This is a genomic window from Mycobacterium sp. 4858 (assembly GCF_900240975.1).
Lineage (GTDB): Bacteria > Actinomycetota > Actinomycetes > Mycobacteriales > Mycobacteriaceae > Mycobacterium.
The window spans coordinates 3583145-3599104 of sequence record NZ_LT968776.1 but is presented as its reverse complement, the minus strand read 5'-3'; the positions used below and the strand labels follow the sequence as shown (position 1 = coordinate 3599104).

14 protein-coding genes are annotated in these 15960 nt (G+C 69.3%); 4 read left to right on the top strand and 10 right to left on the bottom strand.

The window, feature by feature from the left end; translation table 11 throughout:
- Position 1: 1 nt before the first annotated feature.
- The 3 genes from C1737_RS25760 to C1737_RS25750 are packed head-to-tail and all read right to left on the bottom strand — an operon-like array spanning position 2 to position 3067.
- Positions 2-1537 (bottom strand): carboxylesterase/lipase family protein, encoded by a 1536-nt coding sequence (locus tag C1737_RS25760; RefSeq protein WP_102419785.1) that lies wholly within the window; start codon positions 1535-1537, stop codon positions 2-4.
- Between the two features lie 8 nt (positions 1538-1545).
- The gene (locus C1737_RS25755) at positions 1546-2343 is read right to left on the bottom strand and encodes a dienelactone hydrolase family protein (protein ID WP_068058506.1); all 798 of its coding nucleotides are present in this window, start codon (positions 2341-2343) and stop codon (positions 1546-1548) included.
- A 13-nt stretch (positions 2344-2356) separates the two neighbouring features.
- A complete protein-coding gene (locus C1737_RS25750) occupies positions 2357-3067 on the bottom strand; it encodes a DUF4245 domain-containing protein (RefSeq protein WP_068058504.1) in 711 nt (236 codons plus the stop codon).
- 55 nt (positions 3068-3122) lie between these two features.
- On the opposite strand from C1737_RS25750, the gene glpX reads away from it, so the two are divergent.
- Genes glpX through C1737_RS25735 form a run of 3 tightly spaced genes read left to right on the top strand, consistent with a single transcriptional unit; the run spans position 3123 to position 6569 of the window.
- A complete protein-coding gene (gene glpX / locus C1737_RS25745) occupies positions 3123-4175 on the top strand; it encodes a class II fructose-bisphosphatase (protein WP_067916828.1) in 1053 nt (350 codons plus the stop codon).
- 38 nt (positions 4176-4213) lie between these two features.
- Positions 4214-5626: a class II fumarate hydratase gene (locus C1737_RS25740; RefSeq protein WP_067916831.1), complete on the top strand. Its 1413-nt coding sequence runs from the start codon at positions 4214-4216 to the stop codon at positions 5624-5626.
- 16 nt (positions 5627-5642) lie between these two features.
- Complete coding sequence (locus C1737_RS25735) at positions 5643-6569, top strand: hypothetical protein (RefSeq protein WP_068093724.1); 927 nt, start codon at positions 5643-5645, stop codon at positions 6567-6569.
- A 24-nt stretch (positions 6570-6593) separates the two neighbouring features.
- Here C1737_RS25735 and C1737_RS25730 read toward each other — a convergent pair whose 3' ends face one another.
- The 5 genes from C1737_RS25730 to glyA all read right to left on the bottom strand — a co-directional run bounded on the left by C1737_RS25730 (position 6594) and on the right by glyA (position 12831).
- On the bottom strand, positions 6594-8051 hold the full coding sequence (locus C1737_RS25730) for an adenylate/guanylate cyclase domain-containing protein (protein ID WP_082962860.1): 1458 nt from the start codon (positions 8049-8051) through the stop codon (positions 6594-6596).
- Between the two features lie 85 nt (positions 8052-8136).
- The gene (locus C1737_RS25725; protein ID WP_067916835.1) at positions 8137-9012 is read right to left on the bottom strand and encodes a polysaccharide deacetylase family protein; all 876 of its coding nucleotides are present in this window, start codon (positions 9010-9012) and stop codon (positions 8137-8139) included.
- A gap of 92 nt (positions 9013-9104) precedes the next feature.
- Positions 9105-10406 carry a PhoH family protein gene (locus C1737_RS25720; protein WP_055404939.1) on the bottom strand — a complete coding sequence of 434 codons (1302 nt, stop codon included), beginning with the start codon at positions 10404-10406 and terminating at the stop codon, positions 9105-9107.
- A gap of 220 nt (positions 10407-10626) precedes the next feature.
- Positions 10627-11454 carry an acyl-ACP desaturase gene (locus C1737_RS25715; RefSeq protein ID WP_067916837.1) on the bottom strand — a complete coding sequence of 276 codons (828 nt, stop codon included), beginning with the start codon at positions 11452-11454 and terminating at the stop codon, positions 10627-10629.
- A gap of 96 nt (positions 11455-11550) precedes the next feature.
- The gene (gene glyA, locus C1737_RS25710) at positions 11551-12831 is read right to left on the bottom strand and encodes a serine hydroxymethyltransferase (protein WP_067916839.1); all 1281 of its coding nucleotides are present in this window, start codon (positions 12829-12831) and stop codon (positions 11551-11553) included.
- Between the two features lie 113 nt (positions 12832-12944).
- Between glyA and coaA the strand changes: the two genes are divergently transcribed.
- A complete protein-coding gene (coaA, locus tag C1737_RS25705; protein ID WP_067916841.1) occupies positions 12945-13883 on the top strand; it encodes a type I pantothenate kinase in 939 nt (312 codons plus the stop codon).
- A 16-nt stretch (positions 13884-13899) separates the two neighbouring features.
- On the opposite strand, the gene C1737_RS25700 is transcribed toward coaA, so the two are convergent.
- Both C1737_RS25700 and C1737_RS25695 read right to left on the bottom strand, forming a co-directional pair.
- On the bottom strand, positions 13900-14325 hold the full coding sequence (locus C1737_RS25700) for a hypothetical protein (protein WP_067916843.1): 426 nt from the start codon (positions 14323-14325) through the stop codon (positions 13900-13902).
- A 244-nt stretch (positions 14326-14569) separates the two neighbouring features.
- Positions 14570-15940: a hypothetical protein gene (locus C1737_RS25695; RefSeq protein WP_102419783.1), complete on the bottom strand. Its 1371-nt coding sequence runs from the start codon at positions 15938-15940 to the stop codon at positions 14570-14572.
- Positions 15941-15960: the final 20 nt, after the last annotated feature.

Here is a 15960-nt window from a genome sequence, read left to right as displayed (position 1 = left end):
CTTACCGAAAGCCCACCATCTCACTGCCCCACGCGGCGCGGATGCGCGCGTCGACATCGCACGCGACGGTGTCACGCTTGTCGATGATCAGGCACGCGCGATCGGCCGCGCGGTAGGGCGTCCAGTCCGGCTCGCCGTCCGGACCCGCGGGCTCTGACCGTGCGGCGAAGTTTACCCACCTCGTCCGCATTCTCTTGGACACCGCCTTGGCGGTCGCGGCACCGCCGAGCTTCAGTGTGGGGTCCTTCGGACCGCCGAGATTGCCCCAGACATAAGGCAACTCGGTCGCGTGAGCGGCGTTGACCAACAGCAGCTTCAGCAGCGGGGTCGCGTAGTCGAAACGGTACAGATACACCGGGGCGACGCGGGAGTGCCCCTCGGCCAGCCACACCGACGGCATCCGGAACCCGACGTCGGTCGCGATGCTCAAACTCCTTGCCCTGCGCCGCAATCGCGAATAGGCCGACCCGATCTGCTCCTCGGTGGGCAGTTGCAGGTCAGGTTGTTCGGCGGCGATCTGATCGAACATCGACGTGATCGCGCGGGGGGTGATCGGCATCAGCCGTGAGCGCATCAACCGAAACAGCGCCGCCTCGTGCCGGTTGGTGCCGATGATCAACGGGACGGGAAGCGAACGGCCCTCCTGCACTCGCTTGACCGGGTAGTCGTCCAGCAGCTCGCCGTCGATGATCGGGACGAACGCCAGAATCCCCGGATTACGCACGGGCACTTCGTCGAAGACCTCTTGGGAGGCGGCCAGCAGCACCGCGGTGGGCACGGTCGGCAACCGGTCCGCATCGACGTCGAGCCGCTCGAGGACCGTCTCGGCCACCCGCTCCGCCCTGCGCCGGTCGTACACCGACGTGGCCGGCGAGCTCTGGGCGATCGCGCGGGCGAACAAGCCCTCGGCTGCCGGGCAGGCCAGGAGGGTCGTCACGATCCCCGCACCGGCGGATTCGCCGAACAGCGTGACGTTGCGGGGATCCCCGCCGAACGCGGCGATGTTGTCGCGCACCCACGTCAGCGCCGCGAGCACGTCGCGCAGTCCGACGTTGGAATCGAACCGCCGCCGCGAGGTGGTGAATGACGACAGGTCCATGAAACCGAGCGCTCCGACGCGGTAATTGACCGTCACCACGACGACGTCGCCGCCGCTGACCAACCGGCGACCGTCGTACAACGCCTGGCTGCCCGAGCCCAGGACGTAAGCCCCGCCGTGCAGCCAGACCATCACCGGCTTGCGGTCACCCGGCTGGGTGCCGGACGACGCCCAGACGTTCAGCCGGAGGCAGTCCTCGCCCTGCGGCGCGCCCAGGTCGAGCGGCATGTTGGGAAAGACGGGTTGCGGGCAGGCCGGCCCGTAGCGGGTGGCGTCGGCGACCTGGGTCCACCGCTGGGGCAGCTGCGGCGCCCGGAACCGCAGGTCGCCGACGGGCGGCGCGGCGTAGCGGATGCCCTTCCAGGCTCGGGCGTGGCCGAGGTCCGCGCCCCGGACCGGGCCGTAGCCGGTGTCGACGACGAGAGTGTCACTCGGCATGCGGTTGCCTAGGTGAGCCTCTGGGTGAGGAACTCGATCACCCGCTTGCGGGCCTCGTAAGCCGGCTGTCCGTCGACTTCGCGAACCTCGTCGGTCAGCACCGAATGCGCCATTTTGCCGAAACCGCCCACGTTGCCCGGGCTCGAATCGATCTCGATCACCTCGAACGCGTCGCCCAGTCGCTGTTTGAGCACCGCAAAGCGTTCGCGGGGGACGGCGCTGTCCTCGCTGAACCGCAGGCCCATCGCGCACAGGCCGTCGTTCGCGGCGCGCTCGGCCACGGTGGCCAGTTCGGCTTCGCTCAGTCCGGGATCCTGGCGGCGCGCGCGACCCAGCGGCAGCGGTACCGACGGCTGCGAGAGCACCGGGGCCAGGACGGCGTCGTCGACCGCCGCGGCCAGCGCGAAGCCGCCCGTGAAGCATTGGCCGATCACGCCGACCCCCTTGCCCGGCGTCGACGCGTTCAGGTCACGCGCCAGCGCCCGCAGGAACAACGACACGGGCCGCTGCTTGTTCGTCGCGAACGCCGCGAATTCCTTTGCCACGCACGCCCGGCTGATGCTCGCGGCGATATAACCGACCGTCTTGGCCCTGCCCGGCTCGCCGAACAGCGACGGCATGGCGACGGTGAAGCCGTTGTCCACCAGATGATTGCCCAGGGCCAGCACGCCGGGATGGATTCCGGGGATCTCGGGGATCAGGACCACGCCCGGCCCGCTGCCCTTGCGGTAGACGTCATGGGTGTAGCCGCCGCCGGTGAACGGCGCCACCGACCATCCGGACAGATCCGCTTGGGGTGCAGTCACACTCGGCCCTTCCTCAGCGCGGGGGGAGCGGCGGTTGGGATTGCGTCGCCGAAGCCAGCGTACGGAACTGATCGGTGTTTCCGGCACCCGTAATCGCGATTTGGGTGGCGCCGGACGGGCCGGTGAGCCGGGTGGTCCACACCGGCTCCGCGTCCGCCCCGCTCTGGCCGGCGCCGTTGTAGACCACCCAGTTCGTCCCCGCGACGTCGACCGTTCCGGCCGGATACGCCGAGGAATGGATCGAACCCACCAGCTTGTCCTCGTCGGCGTTGCTCTGGGTGAGGCTCAGATACATTCCGGTCGGGCTGATGTAGCCGACGATCGAGGTGGGCGCGTTCACCCGCTGACCGGTCGCCGGGTCGGTGCGGCCGCCCTGGATGCCGCCGCGGCTGCCCGAGTTGGCCTGCCAGCCGGCGGGCAGCTTGGGCAGCCGGACGGGGAAGCCGAGGGTCGCGGCATCAGCCCGCAGAGCTGTTGCCGCGTCGTAGGACGGCACCACACCCTGGTGGTTGCCGGGCTGAAACGAGCACATGCCCACCAGGCCCGCCAGCAGGATGCAGCCGAGCACCAACGGCATCAACGACCAGAACATGTCGCGGCCGTCCTGCAACAACCGCGGTTTGGCGGGCCGTGGAACGGGCCCCGGCACGGCCCCGGCCACCAAGGCCGGCTCGCCCGTGACGGGGGCGTCCGAGCTGGCGTTCAGCGGCGACTCTTCGGTCATCCCCTGAGTATCCCAGTTCCAGCAGACCGATCCGCTTCTGGGACAATCACCAACCATGACAGTTGAGGGCGACGGCCCATCCGGACGGCCACGTGGTGAAGCCCCGGACCGCAACCTGGCCCTGGAACTGGTCAGGGTGACCGAGGCCGGTGCCATGGCCGCCGGCCGCTGGGTGGGCCGCGGCGACAAGGAGGGCGGCGACGGCGCGGCCGTCGACGCGATGCGCGAGCTGGTGAACACGGTGTCGATGCGCGGCGTCGTGGTGATCGGCGAGGGCGAGAAGGACAACGCGCCGATGCTCTACAACGGCGAGGACGTCGGCAACGGCGACGGCCCGGAGTGCGACTTCGCCGTGGACCCGATCGACGGCACCACGCTGATGAGCAAGGGCATGCCCAACGCGATCTCGGTGCTGGCGGTGGCCGAGCGCGGCGCGATGTTCGACCCGTCGGCCGTGTTCTACATGAACAAGATCGCCGTCGGGCCCGAGGCGGCCCATGTGCTGGACATCACCCAGCCGATCTCCGAGAACGTGCGCGCGGTCGCCAAGGCGAAGAACCTGTCCGTGCGGGACATGACCGTGTGCATCCTGGACCGCCCCCGGCACGCCCAGCTGATCGAGGACGTCCGGGCGACCGGGGCGCGCATCCGGCTGATCACCGACGGCGACGTCGCCGGGGCGATCTCGGCCTGCCGGTACCTCTCCGGCACCGACATGCTGGCCGGGATCGGTGGCACGCCGGAGGGCATCATCGCCGCCGCCGCCATCCGCTGCATGGGCGGCGCGATCCAGGCGCAGCTGGCGCCGAAGGACGACGAGGAGCGCCAGAAGGCGATCGACGCCGGCCACGACGTCGACCGGGTGCTGACCACCGAGGACCTGGTGTCCGGAGAGAATGTCTTCTTCTGCGCCACCGGGGTCACCAACGGCGACCTGCTCAAGGGCGTGCAGTACTACCCCGGCGGCTGCACGACGCAGTCGATCGTGATGCGGTCGAAGTCGGGCACCGTGCGCATGATCGAGGCCTACCACCGGCTCTCGAAACTCAACGAATACTCCGCCATCGACTTCACCGGGGACAGCACCGCCGCCTATCCCCTGCCCTAGACCGAGAATCACGCCTGAAACGACAAGGACAGTTACCTATGGCCTTTGATGCCACCGATACCGAATACCGCATCGAACACGACACCATGGGCGAGGTCCGGGTGCCCGCAAAGGCGTTGTGGCGCGCGCAAACCCAGCGCGCGGTGGAGAACTTCCCGATCTCGGGCCGCGGTTTGGAGCGCACCCAGATCCGCGCGCTGGGTCTGCTCAAGGGGGCCTGCGCACAAGTCAACAAGGACCTCGGATTGCTGGCGCCGGAGAAGGCGGACGCGATCATCGCCGCAGCCGCCGAGATCGCCGACGGCCTGCACGACGACCAATTCCCCATCGACGTCTTCCAGACCGGTTCGGGCACCAGCTCGAACATGAACACCAACGAGGTGATCGCGAGCATCGCGGCCAAAAACGGTGTCACGGTGCACCCCAACGACGACGTCAACATGTCGCAGTCGTCCAACGACACCTTCCCGACCGCCACGCACATCGCGGCCACCGAGGCCGCGGTGCGCCACCTGATCCCGGCGCTGGAGGTGCTGCACGACGCGCTCGCCGGCAAGGCCCGCGAGTGGCACACGGTGGTCAAGTCGGGCCGCACGCACCTGATGGACGCCGTTCCGGTGACCCTGGGCCAGGAGTTCAGCGGCTACGCCCGCCAGATCGAGGCGGGGATCGAGCGGGTGCGCGCCACCCTGCCGCGGCTGGGCGAGCTGGCGATCGGCGGGACCGCGGTGGGCACCGGCCTCAACGCCCCCGACGGCTTCGGCACCAAGGTGGTCGAGACGTTGATCGCCTCCACAGGTCTGGGCGAATTGCGCACCGCCGCCAACTCGTTCGAGGCGCAGGCCGCGCGCGACGGCCTGGTCGAGGCCTCCGGCGCGCTGCGCACCATCGCCGTGTCGCTGACCAAGATCGCCAACGACATCCGCTGGATGGGATCCGGCCCGCTGACCGGGCTGGCCGAGATCCAGCTGCCGGACCTGCAGCCGGGCAGCTCGATCATGCCGGGCAAGGTGAATCCTGTTCTGCCGGAAGCGGTTACGCAGGTGGCCGCGCAGGTGATCGGCAACGACGCGGCGGTCGCCGTCGGTGGTTTGAGTGGCGCATTCGAGCTCAACGTCTACATCCCGATGATGGCCCGCAACGTCCTCGAGTCGTTCAAGCTGCTGACCAACGTGTCGCGGTTGTTCGCCGAGCGCTGCATCATCGGGCTGCGGGCCAACGTCGATCACCTGCGCGAGCTGGCCGAGTCGTCGCCGTCGATCGTGACGCCGCTGAACTCGGCGATCGGCTACGAGGAGGCGGCCGCGGTGGCCAAGCAGGCCCTCAAGGAACGCAAGACGATTCGCCAGACCGTGATCGACCGCGGCCTGATCGGCGACAAGCTGTCCGAGGAAGAGCTGGACCGCCGCCTGGACGTCTTGGCGATGGCCAAGGTCAAGCCGGAAGCCTAGGCGGGGTGGTGCAGCGATGACGGCTCCGCCCGGCGGCCCCTACGATCAGGGCCCCTACGGCCAGGGTCCCTACGGCAACCCGTATGGGCAGCAACCGTATTGGGGAGGCCAGCCGCAGGGTGGCCCGCAACCGTACCCGCCGACCGGCCCCTACCCGTATCCACCGCCGGGGTATCCGCATGCCGGGCAGCAGTTCCCGCCCGGGCCCTATCCACCCGGGCCGCCACCGGGCGGCCCCGGCTCGAAGCTGCCGTGGCTGATCATCGGTGGTCTGGTCGTCCTGGCCGTGATCGCGCTGGTGGCCACCCTGATCGTGATGCGGGGCGGCAGCCACGGCAAGTCCGCGACCGCCGCGCCCTCGACGTCCAGCACCACCGCCAGCCAGCCGAGGGGTCAGCAGACCGCCACCGATTGCACCCCTAACGTGTCCGGCGGCGAGATGCCCAGGACGGACTCGATCACCGCAGGCAAGCTGTCGTTCCCGGCCTCTGCCGTGCCCCCCAACTGGACGGTGTTCTCCGACGACCAGGACCCGAATCTCATCGGAGCGGTCGGCGTCGCCCAGGATGTGCCGGGCGCCAATCAGTGGATGATGACGGCCGAGGTGGGCGTGACGAACTTCGCGGCCAGCATGGACGTCACCGCCCAGGCGTCGAAGTTGCTGCAGTGCATCGCCAACGGGCCGGGCTATGCGAACGCGTCGCCGACGCTAGGTCCGACGAAGACCTCGTCGATCACCGTCGACGGAACCAAGGCCGCCCGCGCGGACGCCGACGTCACGATCGCCGACCCCAGCCGCAACGTCAAGGGCGACTCCGTCACCGTCATCGCCGTCGACACCAAGCCGGCCACCGTCTTCATCGGCAGCACGCCCATCGGTGACACCGCGTCGGCGGACATCATCGGGCGGATCATCGCCGCGCTCAAGGTCAACAAGTCCTGAGCCGGCTCCCGGCGGCCAGTCCAGCTAGCCGGCCGGCGCCGAGACGTGGGTGGCTTCGGACCGTCCCCGCAGGACGGTGGAATAGCACTCCGCCCAATGCCTTCCCTCGGCTTCGCCGGCCCGCTCGATGGCCGCCGCTGCGCAGAGGATGCGCCGGTCGGCGGTCTTGGCGAGATCGGCCAGCCGGGCGGCCTCGTTGACCGCGTCGCCGATCACCGTGTACTCATAGCGGTTCTCGGCGCCGATGTTGCCGGCGAAGACGGGGCCGGCCGAGACGCCGATGCCGAAATCGACCGGCAGCCGGCGCAGCTGGGCGCCCAGGGCGCGGGCGGTGGCCAAGGCCGCCGACGCCGGCTCGCCGGCCGGTAGCGGCACCCCGAAGACGGCCAGCGCGGCGTCCCCGGCGAATTTGTTGACCAGCCCCCGGTTTTCGTCGACGGTGCCGACGACGATGCGGAAGAAGTCGTTGAGAACCTCGGCGACCTCCTGCGGGGGACGGCTTTCCGCCAGCTGCGTCGAACCCACCAGGTCGATGTAGAGGACCGCCGCCTCGACCACGTCTCCCGACAGTGTTGCGCCCTCCTCGAGGGCGCGCTGGGCGACGTCGGTCCCGACGTGGCGCCCGAACAGGTCGCGCAACCGCTCCCGCTCGGCCAGCCCGGCCACCATCCGGTTGAATCCCGTTTGCAGACGCCCGATCTGGGACCGTTCATATGCCCCGACGTAGGTTCCGATGCGGCCGCGCTCGACCTCCGCCATGGCGTCGACGACCTCCCCCAGCGGGTCGGAGATGGATCGCGCCGTCAAGATCATGGTCGGCAGCCCGAGCACCAGCGCGGCCAGCGCGACCACCAGGATCGGGACATCCAGCGACGCGGACTTCTCGATCAGCCATCCGTAGGAGCGAAGCACGACCAGCGTCGCGATCACCCCGATGGGGAAGGCGCTGGACAAGAACCACAGCAGGACCAGACGCGCGTACACCCCGGGCACGGCCAACCGTGGCTCACAGCCCAGGGTGGCGGCGCGCATGATGGGGCGCAGGACGCGCTGCGCCAGCAGCATCGCGGTACCGGCGGCGGCCGGCCCGCCCAGCAGCGCGCCGAGCGCAATGGGCAGCAGCAGCTGGGCCCCGCCACCGAGATTGAGCAGCATGAAGATGCCACCGCTGGCGGCCCATGCCCCGAACAGGATGGCCGACTGGCGCCCGGGCAGCTTCAGCGCGATTTCCCGCTGCTGCTGGTCGGGTTCGGCCCCGGACGCGTACCAACGCAGCGTCGGGGTGATGCTCAGGACGCCGGCGGACGCGACGGCGGCGATGCCCAGCAGAACGAGCGCCACCACCGCCGCCGGATTGGTTTGGGCGAAGTCGACGTTGGCCGCGACGGAGGTGTGGCCGCGCAGCGGGATCAGGATGGCGGCCGCCTCGACGACGGCCAGCACGTACGAGCACGCGAGGTCGGCCCCGTATTCGATCGCCAACCGGCGGGCGGACTTTCGCTGCCCCACCGGCGCTTGCGGGCGCCACTTCCCCAGCCGAGTGGCCACGAGTGCCCGCAAGCCCGTGCTAGGCACCGTTGTTCGGCCCGCCGGAGTTCTGGCCCGGGATGTCGGTGATCGGGAAGTTGGGCATCGGCTTGGGCGACGACGTGTTGGGCAGCGTCGGGATGTCGCCGGGCGGGATGTCGTGGAGTTCGTTCGCGGGTGGCCCGTTCTCGCGGCTGCCGTAGCTGCTGCCCGGCGCCCGGGGGCCCAGGAGTTCGCTGACCGTCACCATCCGGTAGCCGTTGGCCTTGAGCACCGGGATGAACTGGTAGATCAGGTCGACGGTGCTCGAGTAGGTGTCATGGAACAGCACCACCGAACCCGGCTTGGTGTAGGTCATCAGCATGTACCGCGTCGCCGCCGTGTTCGAGTCGTTCGCCCAGTCGAAAGGGATGACGTCCCAAAGGATTTCGGCGAGCCCGAACTTGGCGGCGGTCTGCCGGACCGCGTCGGTGGACAGTCCGCCGGCAGGCCGGTAGATGGAAGGCGTCCGCCCGGTGGCGGCGGTGATCGCGTCGTTGGCCTTGGCGAACTGGGGCGCGATGTCCTCCGGTGGGATCGTCGCCATGTTGGGGTGCTCCCAGGTGTGGCTGCCGATCTCCATCCCCGCGTCGGCCACCTGCTTGGCCCCCGCGGGGTTGGCCGCCACCTTGTTGCCGATCTCGAAGAACGTCGCCTTGGCGTCGTTGTCCTTCAGGATCTGCAGCAACCGGGCATCGAATGGGCTGGGCCCGTCGTCGAAGGTCAGCGCCACACACTTGACCACCGCGCAGCTGAGGTTGTCGGCGCGCGTCACGTGACCGGTCAGTCCGCCGATCACCAGCACGGCGACGGCCGCGACGACACCGACCACCGTGCGCCAGTAGCGCCAGGCCTGGTTGTCGGGTCTTTTCGGCACGGTAAGAGCCTACCCACCGCGAGACTGCACCTAGCGACGTGTTTCGCGAGTGGAGGCGTCGCGGAATACAGTTTCGCGGCCCACGAGGCGCGTCACTGCGGTCCGGCGATCTCCTCGAGCATCTCGGTCACCAGCGCCGCAATCGGTGACCGCTCGCTGCGCAACAGGGTGATGTGGGCGAACAGCGGGTGACCTTTGAGCTTCTCGATCACCGCGGCGACACCGTCGTGCCGGCCGACGCGCAGGTTGTCGCGCTGGGCGATGTCGTGCGTCAGCACCACGCGCGACCCCGCGCCCAGCCTGGACAACACCGTCAGCAACACGTTGCGCTCCAGGGACTGGGCCTCGTCGACGATGACGAACGAGTCGTGCAGCGAGCGGCCCCGGATGTGGGTCAGCGGAAGCACCTCGAGCATGCCGCGGGACAGCACCTCCTCGAGCACGGCCGGGCTGGCCAGGCCCTCGAGCGTGTCGAAGACCGCCTGCGCCCAGGGACCCATCTTTTCGCTCTCGCTGCCGGGCAGGTAGCCCAGCTCCTGGCCGCCCACGGCGTACAGCGGGCGGAAGACCACCACTTTGCGCTGGGTCCGCCGTTCCAGCACGGCCTCCAGGCCCGCGCACAACGCCAGCGCCGACTTCCCGGTGCCGGCCTTGCCGCCCAGCGAGACGATGCCCACCGATTCGTCGAGGAGCAGGTCGAGCGCCACCCGCTGCTCGGCGGAACGGCCCCGCAGGCCGAACGCCTCGCGGTCGCCGCGGACGAGCTGAACCCGCTTGTCGGCATTGACCCGGCCCAGCGCGTGCGAGCTGCCGCCGAGCAGGCGAATACCCGTGTGGCAGGGCAGGTCTCGCGCCTCGGCCAGATCGATCTCGCCCTCGGCGAACAGCGCGTCGATGTCCTCGGTGGCCGTCTCGATCTCCCGCATCCCAGACCACCCGGAGGCCACCACGTCTTGCGCGTGATACTCGTCGGCGGCCAGCCCCACGGCGGCGGCCTTGACGCGAAGCGGAATGTCCTTGCTGACCAACGTGACTCGCTTGCCCTCGGCGGCCAGGTTGGCGGCGCAACTCAGGATCCGGCAGTCGTTGTTATCGCTGCGGAAACCGGCGGGCAGCACCGCGGGATCCGTGTGGTTGAGTTCGACGTGCAGCGTGCCGCCTTGCGCCCCAACGGGAATGGGCTGATCGAGCCGTCCGTGCACGAGCCGGAGGTCGTCGAACAGACGCAGCGCCTGCCGGGCGAACCACCCCAGCTCGTGGTGATGCCGTTTGGCCTCCAGTTCGCTGATCACCACCAGCGGAACCACCACCTCGTGCTCGGCGAACCGGCTGCACGCCCACGGGTCGGACAGCAGCACGGAGGTGTCGATCACGTAGGTCCGGATTTCGGTCACGTAGCGCTCCTCGAGCGGGATGAGCCCGCGCGGACCCGCACAGGCATGTCGGCGGGAACTGCGACACCAGGACCGGGGCCGGTCCTTCCGTTGTGGTGACGGGAGGTGCCGCCCTGGCAGCAGAGCATGACGCTGACCATCGAGATCGACGCTACTCTCGTCGCCGCTTCGCAGCAGCGCAGGCGCGCCGACGACTAAGTCGCCACGCGCGAAGATCGGGCTAGCCGATGACGAACTGCTTGAGGGCGGGCTCGTCGGCCACACCCCATGCGGTGATGCGATCCGAGATCGCCTGCCGCAGCTGCTGTTGGTCGAAGATGCCCGCATCGGCGACGTTGCGCAGCTTGTCCCGATAGGAGTCGATGTCGGCGCCCGGCACCTGCAGGTCGGCCGCGCGTGCCGCGATGGCCGCGATGGTCTCGTCGCGGGTGTACTGCAGGCAGTGCTCGACGAGGTTGGAGAAGAACAGCTCGTGGCGCCGCTCGTCGCGCGCGATCCGGTCGATCAGCCCGGCCAGGATGGGCTCCTCGAGCTGCGCCGCGAGGTTCTCGCAGAAGACGGCGTGCGTGCGCTCGGTGAACGCCATGTACACCAGGGTTTCGACCTGCGTGTACGTGTCGGCGCGGTAGCCCTTCATGACGTACTGGACCCGGGCCTCCTCGTTGGCGGTCGGGTCGACCTCGCGGGTGACCACCAGGTACTCGCGCAGCGCAATCGCGTGCAGGTGCTCCTCGGCGGTCCAGCGGCCCAGCCAGCGGCCCCACCAGTCTTCGAGGATGAAGTGCTCGACGAGCTCACGGTGATGGCCGGCGAGGTTGTCCTTGAGCAGCAGCAGGATCTCGCAGGCGTCCGTGTACTTCCGGGGCAGCGTCGCATCGGACGGTTCCCAGTCACGTCCGCCCAGGAATGCGAAGTTCTCGCCCCGGTCGAACGGCACGTAGTCGTGAGCGAACCAGAGTTCCTCGGTGCTCAGATGCCGGTCCATGTTGGCTTCGCACACCGGCTCGAGTTCCAGGGTCAGCGCGTTAGCTACAGGTTTCTGTGCCATGCGGTTACTGTAACTTGCATACACAGGTTCGTGAAATCGCTTGCGCCGTGTCGCGACAACTGGTGACTTTGGTCCCTAAACCGGTCCGGCCCGCGGTCAGCGGTCGACCAGCGTCCACTCCTCGAGACCGCCGTACAGCGGGAAATCCCTGGCCAGCCGCGTCACCCGCTGCCGCAGGGCGGACAGGTCCGCGGCGGTCCCCGCGGCCAACGCTGTGGCGATGACGTCGGCGACCTCGGCGAACTCCGCATCACCGAAGCCGCGGGTCGCCAGCGCCGGCGTGCCCACCCGCAGGCCCGACGTCACCATGGGCGGCCGCGGGTCGTTGGGTACCGCGTTGCGGTTGACCGTGATGCCGATCTCGTGCAGCAGGTCCTCGGCGGCCTTGCCGTCCAGCGGGGAGTCGCGCAGGTCCACCAACACCAGGTGGACGTCGGTGCCGCCGCTGACCACCGACACACCGGCCTTGGCCACGTCGGGGGCGGTCAACCGTTCGGCGAGGATCCGCGCGCCGGACAGCGTGCGCTGCTGCCGGTCGGCGAACTCGGGGGTGCCGGCGATCTTGAGCGCGACGGCCTTGCCCGCGATGACGTGCATCAGCGGGCCGCCCTGCTGGCCGGGGAACACCGCGGAGTTGACGGACTTGGCGTACTCCTGCTTGCCCAGGATCAGGCCGGAACGCGGGCCGCCCAGCGTCTTGTGCACGGTGGTGGACACCACGTCCGCGTGCGGCACGGGCGAGGGGTGCAGCCCGACGGCGACCAGGCCGGCGAAGTGCGCCATGTCCACCCACAGCTTGGCGCCGACCTCGTCGGCGATCGACCGGAACGCCGCGAAGTCCAGGATCCGCGGGTAGGCCGACCATCCGGCGATGATGACCTGCGGGCGAAACTCGAGGGCCTTGGCCCGCACCGCGTCCATGTCCACCAGGTGCGTCACGGGATCCACACCGTAGAAACCGGTTTCGTAGAGCTTGCCGGAGAAGTTCAGTTTCATCCCGTGGGTGAGGTGCCCGCCGTTGGCGAGGTCGAGGCCCAGCAGCCGCTCCCCCGGCGTCATCAGCGCCTGCAGCACCGCGGCGTTGGCCTGCGCGCCCGAATGCGGCTGCACGTTGGCGAAGTCGGCGCCGAAGAGCGCCTTCGCGCGGTCCCGGGCGATGTTCTCGACGACGTCGACGTACTCGCAACCGCCGTAGTAGCGCCGGCCGGGCAGGCCCTCGGCGTACTTGTTGGTCAGCACGCTGCCCTGGGCCTGCAGCACCGAGCGCGGCACGAAGTTCTCGGAGGCGATCATCTCCAGGGTGTCGCGCTGACGGCCCAGCTCCTTGCCGAGCAATTCGGCGATGTCGGGATCGACCGCGGCGAGCGGCGCGGACATCACGGACGTGGAGGGGCGGGCGTCGGGTGCAGCAGTCACGGGGCCAGTCTATCGAGCCATGGTTTAGCCAGCCCAGCCGTCGGGCGCGCGTCCGCCCCTGCGACACTTGCAGTATGCCGCGGCTTAGCGAGCCGAGCCCCTACGTGGAGTTCGACCGAAAGCAATGGCGCGCGCTTCGCATGTCGACGCCGCTGGCCCTCACCGAGGAGGAACTGGTCGGGCTGCGCGGTCTCGGTGAGCAGATCGACCTGCTGGAAGTGGAAGAGGTCTACCTGCCGCTGGCCCGGTTGATCCACCTGCAGGTCGCGGCCCGCCAGCGGCTGTTCGCCGCCACCGCGGAGTTCCTCGGCGAGCCGCAACAGAATCCGGACCGGCCGGTGCCGTTCGTGATCGGCGTGGCCGGCAGCGTCGCGGTCGGCAAGTCGACCACCGCCCGCGTCCTGCAGGCGCTGCTGGCGCGCTGGGACCACCACCCTCGGGTGGATTTGGTGACCACCGACGGCTTCCTATACCCGAACGCCGAACTCGATCGACGAAGCCTGATGCACCGCAAAGGTTTTCCGGAGAGCTATAACCGCCGGGCGCTGATGCGCTTCGTGACCTCGGTGAAATCGGGATCCGACTACGCGTGCGCGCCCGTCTACTCGCACCTGAAATACGACATCATCCCCGGCGCCAAGCACGTCGTCCGCCATCCCGACATCTTGATCCTCGAGGGCCTCAACGTCCTGCAGACGGGCCCGACCCTGATGGTGTCGGACCTGTTCGACTTCTCGCTGTATGTGGACGCCCGGATCGAAGACATCGAACAGTGGTACGTCTCCCGGTTCCTGTCGCTGCGCGGCACGGCGTTCGCCGACCCGGAATCGCACTTCCACCACTACTCGGCCCTCAACGACACCAAGGCCGTCGCCGCCGCGCGGGAAATCTGGCGGTCCATCAACCGGCCCAACCTGGTCGAGAACATCCTGCCGACCCGGCCCCGGGCCACGCTGGTGCTGCGCAAGGACGCCGACCACTCCATCAACCGGCTGCGGCTGCGCAAGCTCTAGCCGGCGACCGCCGCGGTCAAGCCGTCTCGAGGCGGCGCAGGCCCAGGTACTGCAGTCCCGCGAAGGCTGCGGTGTACACGCCGCCGGCCAGCGCGGCGGCGATCCCGGTCGCGGACAGCGGCAGCACTTCGGCGGCCACGATCGCTGCCAGGGTGAACGCCACGTTGGCCACCACGACGCCGATTCCGACGCGGCGCAGGTTCGGCGCCGCCGCCAGCAGGAACACGGCCAGGCCGCTGAACACGAAGAAGGCGCCGAGGCTGTATTCCTGCAGCGAGCTCAACCCCGTCAGCGACGACAGCGGGTCGGCGAGAAATGCGACGACCAGACCGCACAGTCCCGTGAAGGTGGCGTCGGCGCGCATGGCGAAACGCAACAGCGAGTCGGTCGCGTCGTAGAGGGGTCGGGTTGCCAGACCGGGTGCGCCAGATGCAGACATCATGTGATTACTCCTCGCGATGGCGAATTGGGTCGAACATCAGCGTGCTACCGGTGCACCTGCCATATCGACTCGTGGCACTGCCAACTACTGCCACGGAAACAAGGACCAGGGTGTGGGCCCGGCTATTCCCTTCTGCGAGCACGAATCCGATTTGTTATTCGACAGACGCCAGTCTGGCGTTCACCTGCCCCACCAGTCACAAGATGCGAAGACACGACCGCGTGCCCGCTTCCGAGCGACAAAGTCACTCGCTGGGCACCGGGATCCGCCCGCGCAGGTCCGCGGCGATCAGCCGGGCCGCGGCGTTCTGCCAGTTGTGCAGCGAGCGCTGCGGGACCTCGGTGACCAACCAGTGCCAGGCCTGGCGGGCGACCGGATCCAATCCGGCGGCGGTGGCGTTCTGCGCATACGCGCGCACGCCGACTACGTACGGGAAATACAGCGAGTTGTAATGGCGCCACTGCTCGGTGGTCCCGAAATCGCCCGCGTCGCGGGGTTTCAGCCGCCCGATCGCGTCAGCGAGGACCGCCTTGAGTTCGTTGGCCCGCTCCAGCGGATGGTCCGGCGCGCCCCGCGCGGCGAGCCGCTCGTCGATGACCGGCAGCGCGGTCAACGGGCTGGCGACCAACTTGGTCAGGTCGCCGTAGTGGCCCAGCGCCCGGCGGGTGAGCCTGGCGAAGGTCTGGTCGTCGACGTCGACCAGGGGATCGGCCGACCGCAATGGCAACGCCGCCCCGGTGTGCCGCAACGCCGCCCGGTCGGCCCGCAGCGCGGGCGACTTCGAGAACGCCATCCGGTCGAGCGCGCCGGCCAGCGGATCGGCCAGCACCTGCACCGCGATGGCGATCGCGAGGCTGCTGAACAACAGCACGCCCAGCACCGTCCGCCCGGCGGGCTCGTCCCGCGTGACCGCCAGGCCGACCAGCGCCTGGCCGCCGAACAACACCGCCACCGCCATCGAGCCGGTGAACGAGCGCAGCATGTCGGCACGCAGCGCCTGGCCCTCCTCGAACGCGTCCCACAGGGCTACGGCGAGCCCGAGCGAGAGGACGTCGATGCTCGTCGACGCCAGCGCCACCCAGCTGGGCACCAGGCCCAGCGGAATGATCAGGATGGCGTTGCCGAGCGCGAAGAACAGGGTGGCGACGACGGCGAGCCCGACGGCCGACCGGGGGCGGCGCGGCTGCCGCAACGCGACGGCCATCGCGCCGAACGTGGACAGCGAGATCACCGCGAACATCAGCCAGTGGCCCGTCCGCAACGGTCCCTCGACGCTGCCGGCCAGCATCGCCCCGAACAGGGTCAGCGCGCCGACCCCCGCCACCAGCAACACCTCGCGGCTGCGCGCCCGCCCGCCGTCCCTGGGCCGGGACAGCTCGACGAGCACCGCGAACCACGCCACGCCGGGAACGGCCACCAGGTAGACCTCAACGCGACTGAGCAGGTGCGCGTAGCCAGGGCTGGTGTTGCGCACCGCGTCCAGCGCGACCACCAGCGCGAAACCGCACAGACCGATCGCCGCCATCACCAGCACCGGCTTGCGCGGATCGCGGGCCAGCAGGTACAACCCGAGCCACCCGCTCAGCGTGAACACCACCGCCGACAGCGCAGCCATGAACCAAGTGTGTCACGGGC